We start from the raw sequence: 13,974 nt of genomic DNA, 5'->3' as shown, positions 1-13,974 counted from the left end.
TACGTCAACCGGCCTGGTCGTACGCCTCGACGACCGCGACGTCGAGCGGGAACTCGAGCGGGAAGTCCGCGAACAGCAGGCGGGTCGCGTCGAGCGCGGCGGCTTGCACCGCCTCGACCACGGCGTCGGCGAGAGGGGCCGGGGTGTGGACCACGACTTCGTCGTGCAGGAAGAACACCAGGTGCGGGCGCTCCGGCAGCGGGCCCGTGCCGAGCTCCCACAGCGACCGGCGCAGCGTGGCCAGCCAGCACAGCGCCCACTCCGCGCCGGTGCCCTGCACCACGAAGTTGCGGGTGAACCGGCCCCAGGAGCGGGCGTCGCGGCGGTCGGCCGCAGCCTCGGCCTCGTCGGCGGGCAGGCGCCCCACCCACGTCGCGGTGGGTCGGGGCGAGCCGCGACCCAGGCGGCTGTGCACGACCTCGCCGCGCTCGCCGGCGCGGGCGGCGGCCTCGACGGTGTCGAAGGCCCGCGGGAAACGACGTTTCAGCCGCTCCACGATCCGGCCGCTGTCGCCGGAGGTCCCGCCGTACATCGCACCGAGCATGCCGACCTTGGCGTCGGCACGCGTCTCGACCGCACCGGCGTCGACCAGGCCCTGGTAGAGATCGGCGCCCCGGGCGGCGCGCGCCATGTCGAGGTCGCCTGCCATGGCGGCGAGGACACGGGGTTCGAGTTGGGCGACGTCGGCCACGACGAGGCGCCAGCCGTCGTCGGCGACGACGCTGGGCCGCAGCGGCCCGGGCAGCGACAACGCGCCACCGCCGGTCGCGGCCCAGCGACCGGTGACCACGCCGCCGGGCAGGTAGCGCGTGCGGTACCGGCCGTCGCGCACCCAGGTGTCGAGCCAGTGCCACCCGTTCGCCGTGTGCAGGCGCATCAACCGGCGGTACTCGAGCAGCGGCGCCACCGCCGGGTGGTCGACGCGTTCGAGCGTCCACGAACGGGTGTCGGTGACGTCGAGACCCGCCCGGCGCAGCGCGGTTAGCAGATCGGCCGGCGAGTCGGGGTTGAGTCCGGGCGCCCCGAGTGCCGCGCGGGCCTGGTCCACCAGCGGCTCGAGCTTCGGCGGCCGCTCCCCCGCGCGTGGGCGCTCGCCCAGCAGGTCGGCGAGGAGGGCGCGGTGGACGTCGGCGCGCCACGGCAGCCCGACGAAGGTCATCTCGGCGGCGGCGAGCGCGGCCGCGCTCTCGGCGGCGAGCAGCAGGGTGAGCCGGCCGGGGTCGGACGACGACGCCACGGCCCTCCGCTGGCGGTCGAACTCCGCGGTGACGTCGAGCGACGCGACGTGGTCGGCGACGTCGAACAGCGTGTCCTCGACGGCCGTCGCGGCCGGCTCGAGGGCGTCCCAGCGGGCGGCGTCGGCCGGGTCCCACAGCGCCTGGTCCACCCACGGTGAGTGCCGCAGCACCACGTGCTGCAACCGCAGATCGGTGCACTGCGCAACACGCACGCCCGCGGCCAGCAGCGCCGGGTACCAGCGGGCGGTGTCGTCCCACACCCAGCGCGTGCCCGGAGCCTCGCGCTCCGCCACCCAGCCGGCGAGGTCGCCCGCGGCCACATCGACGGTCGCGCCGCCGACCTCGGCGACGGCGACGGTCCCCGGGTCGCGCCGGGTGAGCACGAACGTCGCCACCCGGCGGACTCTAGACAGCAGCTACGACGAGAGTTCCCGCTTGATCTCGGTCTTGAGCACCTTACCGACCTTCGAGCGCGGCAGGTCGGGCCACACCTCGATCTGCTTGGGCGCCTTCACGCTGCCGATCCGTTCCTTGACGAACGCGGTGAGCTCGCCCGGGTCGAGCTCCGCACCCGGCCGCAGCTGGATGACGGCCGTCACCCGCTCGCCCCACTTGTCGTCGGGCAGTCCCACCACCGCACAGTCCGCGACCGCCGGATGGGCCATGACGGCCTGCTCGACCTCGCTGGAGTACACGTTGAACCCGCCGCTGATCACCATGTCCTTCGCGCGGTCGACGATGAAGAGGTAGCCGTCCTCGCCGAGGAACCCGATGTCGCCGGTGTGGTGCCACCCGTGCGCCGACGCCTCGGCCGTGGCGTCCGGATCGTGCAGGTAGCCCCGCATCACCAACGAACTGCGGACGACGATCTCGCCGCGTTCACCTTGCGGCACCCACGTGCCGTCCTCGGCCATGATGCCGACGGTCACCAACGGCGCGGGCCGGCCCGCCGAGGCCAGCCGCTCGGTGGCGATGGAGCCGTCGGCGTGGAAGTGGTCGCGCGGGGCCATCGTCGAGATCATCATCGGCGCCTCGGTCTGTCCGAACAGCTGCGCCATGACCGGCCCGATGCGGGTGAGCGCCTCGGTCAGCCGCGAGGTCGACATCGGTGCGGCGCCGTACCAGAAGCACTGCAGCGACGACAGATCCGTGTCCCCCAGCCGCGGGTGGTCGAGGGCCATGTAGATCAACGTCGGCGGCAGGAAGGTGTGGGTGACGCGGTGTTCCTCGACGTTCGCGAGGAATCCCCCGACGTCGGGTTTGCGCATGATGACGATCTCGCCGCCCAAGGCGAGCACCGGGAAGCAGAGCACTCCGGCCGCGTGGGTCAGCGGCGCGAGCGCCAGGTACACCGGCCGTCCCTCGAAGGGGTAGCTCATCAGGACGATCGAGGACATCGTCTCGAGGTTCGTCCCGGTGAGCACGACCCCCTTGGGGCGACCGGTCGTACCGCCGGTGCCGACGATCATCGCGACGTCGTCGACGCTCGGGAAGTCCGCGGCCGCGGTGTCGTCGCCGCCGAGGAACGCGTCCCACGTCAGCGCCCACCCGAGATCGGCGTCGAGGCAGACCAGCGTGGTCAGCTTCGGCAGGTCGCCCCGGATCGCGTCGACCAGCTCGGCGAACGCCGCCTGGAACACCAGCACCACACAGTCGAAGCGGTCGAGCAGCTCGCGGTTCTCCGCCGCCTCGTTGCGGGGGTTGATCGGGCACCACACGGCGCCGGCGGCGCTGACCCCGAACACGCAGGTGAACGCGGTCGGGTCGTTGGCGGAGAGGATCGCGACCGTGGCGCCCGGCACCACCCCGTGCCGCACCAGGGCCGCCGACACCCGGGACGCGGTCTGCCGCACCTCGGCGTAGTTCCGGCTGACGCCGTCGGTGGTGAGGCACGGGGCGTCGGGACCGAGCGAGACGCCCTTGTCGAGGTAGTCGACGAGGCGCATGCCTACATGCCCATGCCGCCGTCGACGGGGATGCCCGCGCCGTTGACGAACCGGGAGGCGTCGGACGCGAGCCACACGACGGCGTCGGCCATGTCGGCCACCTCGCCCAGCCGGCCCGACGGCGTCAGCTCGATCACCGCACCGACCGCCTCCTCGGGTGAGGGGAACAGCCCGAGGCGCGCGACGTCGTTGGCGAGCCCCGCACCCATCGCGGTGGGGACCAACCCCGGGTAGATCGCGTTGACCCGCACGCCGTACCCGAGCTTGCCGGACTCCATGGCGGCGACCCGCGTCAACCGGTCCACGCCGGACTTCGTGGCGCTGTACACGGAGATCCCGGGGAAGGCGATGGTGGCCGCGACCGAGGCGACGTTGACGATCGACCCGCCCCCGCCCGCCACACCACCCGGACGCATGGCGCGGAACGCGTGCTTGATGCCCAGTGCCGTGCCCAGCAGGTTCACCTCGAGCTGCTTGCGGACGTCGGCCGGGTCGAGGTCGACGATGAGGCTGGTGATCTCGACCCCCGCGTTGTTGACGACGATGTCGAGGCCGCCGAGCTGACCCGCGGCGTCGGCCACCGCCGACTCCCAGTTGGCGTCGTCGGTGGTGTCGAGGTGGACGAACCCGTGGCCGTCTCCGAGCGCCTCGGCGACCTTGGCCCCGAGGTCGTCCTGCAGGTCCGCGATCACCACGGACGCACCCGCGGCGGCGAGCGCCTGGGCCATCCCCTCGCCGAGGCCCTGCGCCCCGCCGGTGACCAGTGCCTTGCGGCCGGACAGATCGAGCTGCGTCATCGCGGCTCCTCCTCTTCGTGGTGGACGTGGTCGGGGCCCGCGGTGGACCCCGACGTGAACGGGCCTAGCTGCTGGCGGCGGACCAGCCGGTCAGCCCCACCACGCGGCACACCAGCACGCGGTGGAACGGCTTGTCGGCGTACTGCGGAACCGTGCGGGACAGGCGGTCGGCGAGGTCGGCGGTGACGGCCGCGGGTGGATCGGGGACGTGCCGCAACTGCGCCCGCACCCACCACAGCCGCGACCAGTCCTCGGTCTCCCAGTGCTCGACCAGCAGCGAGCCGCGGGGATCGGCCTCGAGGTTGTCCTCGCGGCGCAACCGGGTCGACGACTTGGGTTTGACCGTGTCGATGGGCACGCCGACGTGACCGTCGTCGGTCAGGGCGTAGACCACCGGCTGCGGGTCCGGGCCACGCTCCGGGTGCAGCGTGACCAGGACGCCGTGGACCTCGGCGGCGAGGCGCGTGCGCGCCTCGTCCTCACTCATCTTCACGGTCGACGAACCGAGGTCAGCCCGCGTTGACCTTCGGCAGGATCTCCTCGTTGATCCGCTTGAGGTCGTCGAGGGTCTTGGCCGTCGGCACGTCGCGGAACGGCGGCCAGATGAGCGGCATGGTCAGGCCGGCGTCGCGGTAGCGCTTGAGCATGTCCTCGATCTGCTGGGCGGTTCCCGCCAACAGGTTCGTGGCCTTGCCGGCGGGCGTCTGGTCCATCGGCGCGTCCGTGATGACCGTCCAGATCATGCTGCACATCTCGAAGCCCTCGGGGAACCCGCGACCGAGTTCGCCCAGTTCGCGTTCCATCTCGCCCTTCCAGCGGGCGATGTCCTCGGGCGAGTCCTGGATGCCGATCCACCCGTGCAGGCCGTACTTCGCGATGCGCTTCGCGGAACGCTTCGGGTCCTTCAGACCGGAGAAGAAGATCGGCGGGCCGGGTTGCTGCAGCGGCTTGTGCCCGAACCCCGACGGCTCGAAGTCGGCGAACTCCCCGTGGTACTCGAAGACCTCGTTCTTCTCGTCCCAGATGCCCTGCATGATCTCGATCGTCTCGCGCACGTGCGCGTGCCGGCGGGGGAACAGGTGCGCGACGCTCGCCGCCGCGAACTCCTCGGGCATCCAGCCCGAGCCGACGCCGACGTTGAGCCGCCCGCCGGCCAGGTGGTCCTGCGTGGCCAGTTCGGCCGCGAGCACACCTGGGGACCGGTACGGGGTGTCGATGATGCTCATGCCGAGGCGCACCTTCTGCGTCTTGGCGGCGAGCCACGGGATGAGCGTCATGCCCTGGAACCACTTGCCGCGCGCGACGACCGGCAGCGCCTTCGGCAGGTCGCTCATCATCCCGAACGGGTACTGCATCTCCACCCGGTCCGACGACTCCGGGACGATGATCCGGTCGAGCGTCCACACCGAGTCGAAGTCGAGGTCCTCGGCGAGCTGGGTGAGATCCTCGAGTTCCTGGAGCGTCACCTCGTCGCGGAAGTTCGGCAGGTACAGAGCGAGCTTCATCGATCGTCTCCTCGTGCTGTGGTCGGGCCGGTGTGCGCGTGCCCGTCAGCGTGGCCGACCGGCCTCAACGGGACCTGGGAGCCGTCTCAACGGACCATCAACGCCGGGGTGCAGCCACGTCCGGATGGCCTAGCGTCGGCGGCGATGGCCGACATCGTGTGGCGACCGACGCCCGAACGCATCAGGGGTTCGGTCCTGCGCGCCTACCTCGACGGCCTCGAACGCCGTGAGGGTCGCGCCTTCGCCGACCACGACGCGCTCTGGGCGTGGTCCGTGGCGGACCTCGACGGGTTCTGGCGATCGGTCGTCGACCACTTCGGCATCACCATCAGCGGTGACCCGCAGCAGGTACGGACCGACGACCCCATGCCCCACACCCGCTGGTTCCCGGGCGGGCGGCTCAACTGGGCCGAGCACGCCCTGCGCCACGGCGCCGACGACGCGACCGCCGTGGTGTGCACCGGCGAGGAGGGGGTCCCGACCCGCGAGATCACCTGGGGCGCGCTGCGGCGGTCGGTCGCCGGCGCCGCCGCGTGGCTGCGGGCCGCGGGTGTGCGGCCCGGCGACCGGGTCGCCGCGTACCTCCCCGCCACGGAACACGCCGTGGTCGGGGTGCTCGCCGCGGCGGCCGTCGGCGCGGTGTGGGCCTGCTGCTCCCCCGACTTCGGCGCCGACGGCACCTCCGCCCGGTTGGCCCAGCTCGAACCCACCGTGCTCGTCGCGGCCGACGGCTACCACTGGAACGGCAAGGTCGTCGACCGCCGGGACGTCGTCGCGCAGCTGCGGGGCGATCTGCGCACGGTGCAACGGTTCGTCTCCGTGCCGTACGTGTTCCCGGACGATCCGCCACCCGACGGCGCCACCCCGTGGGCCGAGGTCGTCGGAACCGACGCCGCACCGGCGTTCGAGCTCGTCGGGTTCTCCCATCCGTTGTGGGTGTTGTTCAGCTCCGGCACCACCGGGAGACCCAAGGGGCTCGTGCACGGCCACGGCGGGATGACGCTGCAGGGGGCGATGTGGACCGGCCTCTACGCCGGCCTGCGCGAGGGCGAGCGCATGTTCACCTACACCTCGACCGGCTGGGCGCTGTGGAACATGCAGCTCGGTGCGCTGCTGCAGGGCGCGAGCATCGTGCTGCACGAGGGCAGCCCCGGTCATCCCGCCGGGGCGGTGTGGGCCACCGCCGCCCGCACCCGGGCCGACGTCGCGTTCATGGGCGCCGCGGTCGTCACCGCGTCCGCGGCGGCCGGGGTGTCGCCGCGCACCACCCACGACCTGAGTCGGTTGCGGCACCTCATGATCAGCGGCTCCGCGCTGCCGCCGGACGGCTACCGCTGGGTCATGGCCGAGGTCGGCGACGACCTGCGCATCGACTCGACCAGCGGCGGCACCGACGTCTCCGGCGCGTTCGTGGGATCGAACGAGTACGCCCCCGTCCACGTCGGACGCATCGGGGGCCGGCTCGCGGGCGTCGACTGCGCCGCGTGGGACGAGCGGGGCGAGCCGGTCGTCGGGCAGGTCGGCGACATCGTCGTCACCCAGCCCATGCCCTCGATGCCCGTGGCCCTGTGGGACGACCCGGACGGCCACCGCTACGCCGAGACCTACTTCGACACCTGGCCGGGCGTCTGGCGCCACGGCGACTGGGTGACGTTCCACGACGACGGCAGCGTCACGATGCACGGGCGTTCCGACGCCACCCTGAACCGCCAGGGCGTGCGCCTCGGCAGCAGCGAGTTCTACGACGTCCTCGACACCCTGCCCGGGATCGAGGAGACCCTCGTGGTGGGTGTCGAGGAGCCCGACAACGGTTACTGGCTGGGGCTGTTCGTCGTCCCCGCGGCGGGCCACGACCTCGACGACGACCTGCGCCGCACCATCGTCACCACCCTGCGCACCCGGCTCACACCACGGCACGTTCCCGACGAGATCGTCGCCGCACCCGCGATCCCCCACACGCGGACCGGCAAGAAGCTCGAGGTGCCGGTCAAGGCGTTGCTGCGCGGAACCCCGTTGGACCGCGCCGCGAACCTGTCCTCGGTCGACGACCCCGACGCGTTGCGCTGGTACGAGCGCTTCGCCGCCGACCGCCGGAGCTGACGTGGGGCCGACGGGATGAGGCTGGGAGCCACGCTCGTCCACTTCGCCGACGCCCCGCCGTTCGAGACCGTGCCGTGGGCGCAGCGGCTGGAGGCGGCGGGGTTCGAGAGTCTCTGGACCTCGCACGTCATCGGCCGCGCCACGTTCGTCCCCGACCCGTTCGTCACCCTGGCCGCGGCGGCCGCGGTGACCCGCGAGGTGGAGATCGGCTCGGCCACCGTGCAGGTCCCGCTGTTCCACCCGGCGGATCTCGCCCACCGCGTGCGGTCGCTGCAGGCGGTGTGCGGGGACCGGCTCACGTTGGGCGTCAGTCCGGGTTCGACCGATCTCGACTTCCGGCTGCTCGACCGCGACCACGCCACCCGGTTCCGCGTGTTCCGCGAGAACGTCGCGCGCCTGCGCACACTGCTCCCCGATCCGCCCGACCTGCTGCTGGGCACGTGGGGTCACAACGTCGAGCGGGCGGCCACCGAGTTCGGCGGCTGGTTGGTCTCGGGCCACCGGGTGAGCGACGACGCGATGGTGGCGGCGCTCGAGCGGTTCCGCGCCGCCGGCGGCCGTCGGGCCGTCGTCTGCACGCTGCCCGTCGGCCGGGACCTCGACGCGACGGCCGCGCGAATCCGCACCCTGGCCGACGCCGGTTTCGACGACGCCGTCCTGCTGTTCGAGCCGGGGGGCCCGGGGCCGGAGGAGGCGCGCACGCTCCTCCCCCGCGCCGCGGTGTGACGCACCTCGCTCTCGCACCGGTCCGACCGGTACGGTCCAGGGCGCAGGGGCCGGACGTGGTCGCGACGGGGCGGCCGCGTGGGCCGGTCCGGCGGGAGCGCGGATGACGGTGAGCACGGACGAGCGCCCGTCGCTGCTCGTCGTCGACGACGACGCCCGGGTGCGCACGGTCGTGGGCTGGCAGCTCGAGGCCGACGGCTACGCCGTGCGCGAGGCGGCCGACGGCCACACCGCCTGGGCGGCGATCACCGACCGCCGGCCCGACCTGGTCGTGCTCGACCTGTCGCTACCCGGGCCGTCGGGCCTGGACCTGCTGCGGCGGTTGCGGGCGGCCGGCGACCGGTTGCCGGTCGTGGTGCTGTCCGGTCGCAGCGGCGAGGGCGACCGCATCCAGGGGCTCGACCTGGGCGCCGACGACTACCTGGTCAAGCCGTTCTCGGTCGGCGAGCTCGCGGCGCGCATCCGCTCGGTGCTGCGCCGCAGCGCTCCCGAGGCGCCCGCCCCGGCCGCCCCGGACCCGCTCGGGGAGACCTCGTCGGCGCTGCACCTCGACCTGCGGGCCCGCGAGGTGGAACTCGACGGTGAACCCGTGCCGCTGACCGCCCGCGAGTTCGACCTGCTGGCCTTCCTCGCCGCCCACCCGCGGCAGGTGTTCACCCGCGCCCAGCTGCTCGAACAGGTCTGGTCCAGTTCCCGCAGCTGGCAGCAGGAGGCGACCGTGACCGAACACGTCCACCGCCTTCGGCACAAGCTCGGTGCGGAGCACCTCGTCACCGTGCGCGGCGTCGGCTACCGGCTCGAGCCGTGACCGCCGTCGACGTACGGCTCGAGCCGTCGGACGCCGTGGCGCTGCTCGAACGGCAGACCGAGATCCTCGAGCAGATCGCGACCGGGACGCCGCTGGCCGTGGTGCTCACCGGCATCGCCGCCACCCTCGAGGACCTCGTCCCCGGCTGCTGGTGTTCGGTGCTGCTGCTCGACCGCGGGCCGGGTGTGCTGCGGCACGGGGCGGCCCCCTCACTGCCCGCCGCGTACTGCGCGAGCATCGACGGCCTCGCCATCGGGGCGGTCGCCGGGTCGTGCGGCACCGCCGCCTACTCCGGCCGGTCGGTGGTCGCAGTCGACATCCGCTCCGACGACCGCTGGGTGGATTACCGCGAGCTGGCCGAGGGATTCGGCCTGCGCGCCTGCTGGTCGACCCCCATCGGCGGGCGTGACGGCGTGAGCGGGACGTTCGCCGTCTACCACCGTGACCCGCACCGGCCGACCGCCCGCGAGGAACAGCTCGTCGAACGCCTCACCCACCTCGCCTCGGTGGCCATCGACCACGCCGCCGCCGAGCAGGAACGGCACCGGCGCATCGAGTCCGAGCTCGCCCGCTCCGCCGCGGAGGCCGCCAACCGCGCCAAGACCGACTTCGTCGCCGCGCTCGGGCACGAACTGCGCACCCCGCTGCAGGCGATCACCGGGTTCACCGAGGTGCTCGGCACCCTCGACCTCGACGACGAACGACGCACCGCGGCGCTGCACCACATCACCGCGGCGGCCGGGCACATCCTCGAGATCGTGGGCGACGTCCTCGACGTCGCGCGCATCGAGACCAACGCGCTGCCGCTGACGCTGCGCGACGTCGCGGTGCCGGAGGTGGTCGAGGAGGTGGTGGCGATGGTGCGGCCGCTGGCTGCGGCCGAACGGGTGACGCTGCGCCTGGAGCCGTCGCCCGACGTGCTGGTCCGGGCCGACGAACGCCGCGTGACGCAGGTGTTGCTCAACCTCGTGACCAACGCGATCCGGTACAACCGCGACGACGGCGCGGTGTCGGTGGCGTGGTCGGTGGTGCCGTCGGCCACCGGCGACACCGTGTGCGTCACGGTCCGCGACACCGGTCCCGGTATCGCCGCCGAGCACCGCGACCGGCTGTTCACGCCCTTCGACCGCCTGGGCCGTGACTGCGACGAAGGTGTCGGTCTCGGCCTGCCGCTCGCCCGCGGCCTCACCGAAGCGATGGGCGGTCACCTCGACGTCGAGAGCGAGGTCGGGACCGGCACGACGGCCGCGATGGTCCTGCCGGTGTCGCCGACCTCCTAGCGCGCGGGACGCTCGTCACTCGGGCGTCGGCTGGTTCTCCACGGGCGGGGCCGGGTGGACGCGGCGCAGGGTGCCGATGGTGATGTGCGGCCAGCTCAGGCCGTTGAAGTCGAGCATGACGACCTGGCTGTACTGCAGCACCGACGGCTCCGGTTCGTCACCGACGGTCTGCAGCCAGATCGTCGCCGTGGTCGCGGTGGCGGTCGCGTTCGGGATGAGGAACGCCGTGTTCCCGGATCCGCCGCCCGGGATCCCCGCCGGCGGCGGGGTGCTCACGTGGATCACCGTCGTCGTCGTCACGCCCGCGACGGCCTCGAGCGCGGTGTTCATGTCGTCGATGATCGACTGGGTGAACCCGTGCGCGGCCGGATCGGGCGTGCGGAACGGGGTGGGCCGGTCCAGGTGCTGCTCGTCGAAGTCGATGGTCTGGCCGGGCTGGCCGATGACGAACGGGGTGAGGTCGACCTCCGGGAAGCTCGGCGGGCCTCCCGCGGCCGTGGCCGTGCCCTGCGCGTTGATGGTGCTGCCGTGCGGGATCGAGGCCATCCGGGCCACGGTCTCCCCGACGGGCGGGTCCTGCGTCTCCGGTACGGCGAGCCAGATGCCGGTCTCGAAGTGGATGCCCTTGCCGTTGCTGGAGATGGTGTTCGCGTACTCCAGGCCGGCCATGAACAGGTCGGCCTGGTTCAAGCCGCGGTTCGGGATGGTGCCGTCGAGGGCCTTGAACTCGAAGGCGTCGACCGTCGGTGCGAGTTGCAGGAAGTGCGCGTTGCCGGTGACCTCCTTCTGACTCGGGGTCCAGATGGCGTTCAGTCCGCTGCCGGACCAGGTGCCGACCAACCCGGCGAGGAGCCCGAGCGTCGAGACCACCGGATCGGTGGTGCCGCCGTCGTCCCTGGTCGACGGGTGCGGCGAGAACGGCAGGACGGTCGGTGTGGCGGGGATCTGGGTCGTGTCGGTCATGACGGCACCCGGCTTCCGGAGTGGTGGCGATCGGACGCCGACCAGCATGTTCTCCGGGGCCCGACGGGTCAGCAGTTCCGCCCCGGTGCTGCACCAAGGCGCATGCCCTTCCGGACCAGGGGGTTCCACTTCACCGCGGGGTCGTCACACCCGGGTGTCGCGTCACCGTTCCGTGCGCACCCAGTCGTCCCAGCCGCGCGCGGCGGTGAGGGCGGACGAGTCGGCCGGCAGCAACGACCCGTCGCGCACCGCGGCTGACAGCCGCCCCGGCACGCCGAGGTGCAGGACGCGGTGGCCGCCGAGGTCGCGGGCCGCCCGGGCGAGGGTGACGGTCTGCGGGCCGCCCATCTCGATCGTTGCACCCTGCGGCGGTTGCATGACGCGGCGGACGACGAGGGTGGCGACCTCGTCGACGTCGCACGGTGCAACGATCCACCCGCGCGGGGCGACGCCGAAGCGAGCGAGCTGGCCCGCGACCTGGCCGACGAACGGGAACCACTGCGTGGACCGGACGATCGTGGCGGGCACGCCCGACCCCCGCACCACCTGCTCGGCGGCGTGCTTCGCGCGGTAGTAGGAGAACGGGGTCCGGTCGACACCGACGATCGACAGGTACACGACGTGGCGCAGCGACCGGCGCGAGCACGCCTCGAGCACCTTGGCGGTGCCGGCGACGTCGACGTCCTGCGCGTGCCGCGGATCGGTGGCCGCGTGCACGAGGACGTCTGCCCCTTCGAGCACTTCGTCGAGGGCGTACGCGAGCGACGTCGTCCCGCGCAGGTCGACGCCGTCGGCCCGGCCCACGGCGACACCGTGCAGACCCTGCGCGGCCAACTGCGGCACCAGCGCGCGACCGAAGCGGCCGCTCCCGCCGAGGACGACGACCTTCACGGCGCGGGCGGACTCAGCCGCAGACGGCGCCCTGGGCGGCGGACCCGACCAGCTTCGCGTACTTGCCGAGCACCCCGAAGTCGAGGTTCTGCGCCTTGGGCTTCCAGCCGGCGCGGCGCTTCTCGAGCTCCTCCTCGGACACGACGAGGTCAAGGGTCTTCGCGGCCATGTCGAGCCGGACGATGTCGCCGTCCTCGACCAACGCGATGGGTCCGCCGTGCGCGGCCTCCGGCGCGACGTGGCCGATGCACAACCCCGTGGTGCCGCCGGAGAACCGGCCGTCGGTGAGCAGCAGGACGTCCTTGCCGAGGCCCGCGCCCTTGATCGCGCCGGTGACGGCGAGCATCTCGCGCATGCCCGGTCCGCCCTTGGGCCCCTCCCACCGGATGACCACGACGTCGTTCTTGTTCAGGGTCCCTGCGGCGACGGCGTCCATGGCGCCCTGCTCACCGTCGAAGACCCGCGCGGGGCCCTCCCACACCTCGGCGTCGAACCCGGCGCTCTTGACGACCGCACCCTCGGGCGCGAGCGTGCCCTGCAGCACGGCCAGGCCGCCGGTGCGGTGGATCGGGTTCGACATCGAGTGCAGGACCTCGCCGTCGAGCTCCGGCGGCGCGAGCAGTTCGAGGTTCTCGGCCATGGTCTTGCCGGTCACGGTCAACGTGTCCCCGTGCAACAGTCCGGCGTCGAGCAGGGCCTTCATGACCACGGGCACGCCACCGATGCGGTCGACGTCGGTCATGACGTACTGGCCGAACGGCTTGACGTCCGCGAGGTGCGGCGTGCGGTCGCCGATCCGGTTGAAGTCGGCGAGGGTCAGGTCGACGTGCGCCTCGTGGGCGATCGCCAGCAGGTGCAGCACAGCGTTGGTCGAACCGCCGAGCGCCATGACCACGGTGATGGCGTTCTCGAACGCCTCCTTGGTGAGGATCTGCCGGGCGGTGATGCCGGCGTCGACCAGGTCGACCACCGCCTCGCCGGAACGGCGGGCGTAGACGTCGCGGCGGGCGTCGGGCGCGGGCGGCGCTGCCGAGCCCGGCAGCGACATGCCGAGGGCCTCCGCGGCCGAAGCCATGGTGTTGGCGGTGTACATGCCACCGCACGCCCCCTGCCCCGGGCAGATGGCCTCCTCGACGCGCTTGACGTCGGCCTCGGTGATGCGACCCGCCAGGCACGCCCCGACGGCCTCGAAAGCGTCGATGATGGTGACGTTGCGGCCGTCGAGCGAGCCCGGCAGCGTCGAGCCGGCGTAGAGGAACACCGCGGCGACGTCGAGGCGCGCGGCGGCCATGAGCATGCCGGGCAGGGACTTGTCGCAGCCGGCGAGCAGCACGGCGCCGTCGAGCTGCTCGGCGCGCATCACGGTCTCGACGGAGTCGGCGATGATCTCGCGGCTCACCAGGCTGTAGTGCATGCCGCCGTGGCCCATCGAGATGCCGTCGGACACCGAGATGGTGCCGAACTCCAGGGCGTAGCCGTCGTTGCCGAACACGCCCTCCTTGGCGCCCTGGGCGAGGCGCTGCAGGGACAGGTTGCACGGCGTGATCTCGTTCCAGCTGCTGGCCACGCCGATCTGCGGTTTGCGCCAGTCGTCGTCGCCCATGCCCACCGCGCGCAACATGCCGCGGGCCGCGGCGCGCTCGACGCCGTCGGTGACGATGTGGCTGTGCGGCTTGCGGTGCTGGCGGGGCTCGCTCATGAGGCCAGAGCCTACGGCGGT

Annotated in this window: 12 protein-coding genes; 4 read left to right on the top strand and 8 right to left on the bottom strand. The window is 72.7% G+C overall.

What is annotated here, in order from left to right:
- Positions 1-4: 4 nt before the first annotated feature.
- The 5 genes from ACXR2U_RS04695 to ACXR2U_RS04675 all read right to left on the bottom strand — a co-directional run bounded on the left by ACXR2U_RS04695 (position 5) and on the right by ACXR2U_RS04675 (position 5,486).
- Positions 5-1,633: a bifunctional 3'-5' exonuclease/DNA polymerase gene (locus tag ACXR2U_RS04695; protein ID WP_458823773.1), complete on the bottom strand. Its 1,629-nt coding sequence runs from the start codon at positions 1,631-1,633 to the stop codon at positions 5-7.
- 21 nt (positions 1,634-1,654) lie between these two features.
- Complete coding sequence (locus ACXR2U_RS04690; protein ID WP_458823772.1) at positions 1,655-3,184, bottom strand: acyl-CoA synthetase; 1,530 nt, start codon at positions 3,182-3,184, stop codon at positions 1,655-1,657.
- A 2-nt stretch (positions 3,185-3,186) separates the two neighbouring features.
- Positions 3,187-3,981, bottom strand: coding sequence for an SDR family NAD(P)-dependent oxidoreductase (locus ACXR2U_RS04685; protein WP_458823771.1), 795 nt, complete (start codon positions 3,979-3,981; stop codon positions 3,187-3,189).
- A gap of 64 nt (positions 3,982-4,045) precedes the next feature.
- The gene (locus ACXR2U_RS04680) at positions 4,046-4,468 is read right to left on the bottom strand and encodes a PNPOx family protein (RefSeq protein WP_458823770.1); all 423 of its coding nucleotides are present in this window, start codon (positions 4,466-4,468) and stop codon (positions 4,046-4,048) included.
- Between the two features lie 22 nt (positions 4,469-4,490).
- Positions 4,491-5,486 carry an LLM class flavin-dependent oxidoreductase gene (locus ACXR2U_RS04675; RefSeq protein WP_458823769.1) on the bottom strand — a complete coding sequence of 332 codons (996 nt, stop codon included), beginning with the start codon at positions 5,484-5,486 and terminating at the stop codon, positions 4,491-4,493.
- A gap of 144 nt (positions 5,487-5,630) precedes the next feature.
- Here ACXR2U_RS04675 and ACXR2U_RS04670 point away from each other — a divergent pair, with 144 nt between their 5' ends.
- From ACXR2U_RS04670 to ACXR2U_RS04655, 4 genes are all read left to right on the top strand, one after another.
- Positions 5,631-7,586 (top strand): acetoacetate--CoA ligase, encoded by a 1,956-nt coding sequence (locus ACXR2U_RS04670; protein ID WP_458823768.1) that lies wholly within the window; start codon positions 5,631-5,633, stop codon positions 7,584-7,586.
- A gap of 15 nt (positions 7,587-7,601) precedes the next feature.
- Positions 7,602-8,312 carry an LLM class flavin-dependent oxidoreductase gene (locus tag ACXR2U_RS04665; RefSeq protein WP_458823767.1) on the top strand — a complete coding sequence of 237 codons (711 nt, stop codon included), beginning with the start codon at positions 7,602-7,604 and terminating at the stop codon, positions 8,310-8,312.
- Positions 8,313-8,415: 103 nt separating this feature from the next.
- On the top strand, positions 8,416-9,120 hold the full coding sequence (locus ACXR2U_RS04660; protein ID WP_458823766.1) for a response regulator transcription factor: 705 nt from the start codon (positions 8,416-8,418) through the stop codon (positions 9,118-9,120).
- Entirely contained in the window at positions 9,117-10,400 is a 1,284-nt protein-coding gene (locus ACXR2U_RS04655) for a GAF domain-containing sensor histidine kinase (RefSeq protein WP_458823765.1), read from the top strand. The genes ACXR2U_RS04660 and ACXR2U_RS04655 overlap by 4 nt, the downstream gene beginning before the upstream one ends.
- A gap of 15 nt (positions 10,401-10,415) precedes the next feature.
- Here ACXR2U_RS04655 and ACXR2U_RS04650 read toward each other — a convergent pair whose 3' ends face one another.
- The 3 genes from ACXR2U_RS04650 to ilvD form a co-directional block, all read right to left on the bottom strand.
- On the bottom strand, positions 10,416-11,363 hold the full coding sequence (locus ACXR2U_RS04650; RefSeq protein ID WP_458823764.1) for a heme-binding protein: 948 nt from the start codon (positions 11,361-11,363) through the stop codon (positions 10,416-10,418).
- Between the two features lie 162 nt (positions 11,364-11,525).
- On the bottom strand, positions 11,526-12,254 hold the full coding sequence (locus ACXR2U_RS04645) for an SDR family oxidoreductase (protein ID WP_458823763.1): 729 nt from the start codon (positions 12,252-12,254) through the stop codon (positions 11,526-11,528).
- A 13-nt stretch (positions 12,255-12,267) separates the two neighbouring features.
- Positions 12,268-13,953 carry a dihydroxy-acid dehydratase gene (gene ilvD / locus ACXR2U_RS04640; protein WP_458823762.1) on the bottom strand — a complete coding sequence of 562 codons (1,686 nt, stop codon included), beginning with the start codon at positions 13,951-13,953 and terminating at the stop codon, positions 12,268-12,270.
- Positions 13,954-13,974: the final 21 nt, after the last annotated feature.

The sequence above is a fragment of the Jatrophihabitans sp. YIM 134969 genome (assembly GCF_054456675.1).
This window is presented reverse-complemented; position numbering and strand designations above follow the sequence as displayed.

Coding starts and splice junctions, on each gene's coding strand:
- ACXR2U_RS04690 (WP_458823772.1), bottom strand. CDS start 3,184: ATGCGCCTCGTCGACTACCTCGACAAGGGCGTCTCGCTCGGTCCCGAC.
- ACXR2U_RS04685 (WP_458823771.1), bottom strand. CDS start 3,981: ATGACGCAGCTCGATCTGTCCGGCCGCAAGGCACTGGTCACCGGCGGG.
- ACXR2U_RS04680 (WP_458823770.1), bottom strand. CDS start 4,468: ATGAGTGAGGACGAGGCGCGCACGCGCCTCGCCGCCGAGGTCCACGGC.
- ACXR2U_RS04675 (WP_458823769.1), bottom strand. CDS start 5,486: ATGAAGCTCGCTCTGTACCTGCCGAACTTCCGCGACGAGGTGACGCTC.
- ACXR2U_RS04670 (WP_458823768.1), top strand. CDS start 5,631: ATGGCCGACATCGTGTGGCGACCGACGCCCGAACGCATCAGGGGTTCG.
- ACXR2U_RS04665 (WP_458823767.1), top strand. CDS start 7,602: ATGAGGCTGGGAGCCACGCTCGTCCACTTCGCCGACGCCCCGCCGTTC.
- ACXR2U_RS04660 (WP_458823766.1), top strand. CDS start 8,416: ATGACGGTGAGCACGGACGAGCGCCCGTCGCTGCTCGTCGTCGACGAC.
- ACXR2U_RS04650 (WP_458823764.1), bottom strand. CDS start 11,363: ATGACCGACACGACCCAGATCCCCGCCACACCGACCGTCCTGCCGTTC.
- ilvD (WP_458823762.1), bottom strand. CDS start 13,953: ATGAGCGAGCCCCGCCAGCACCGCAAGCCGCACAGCCACATCGTCACC.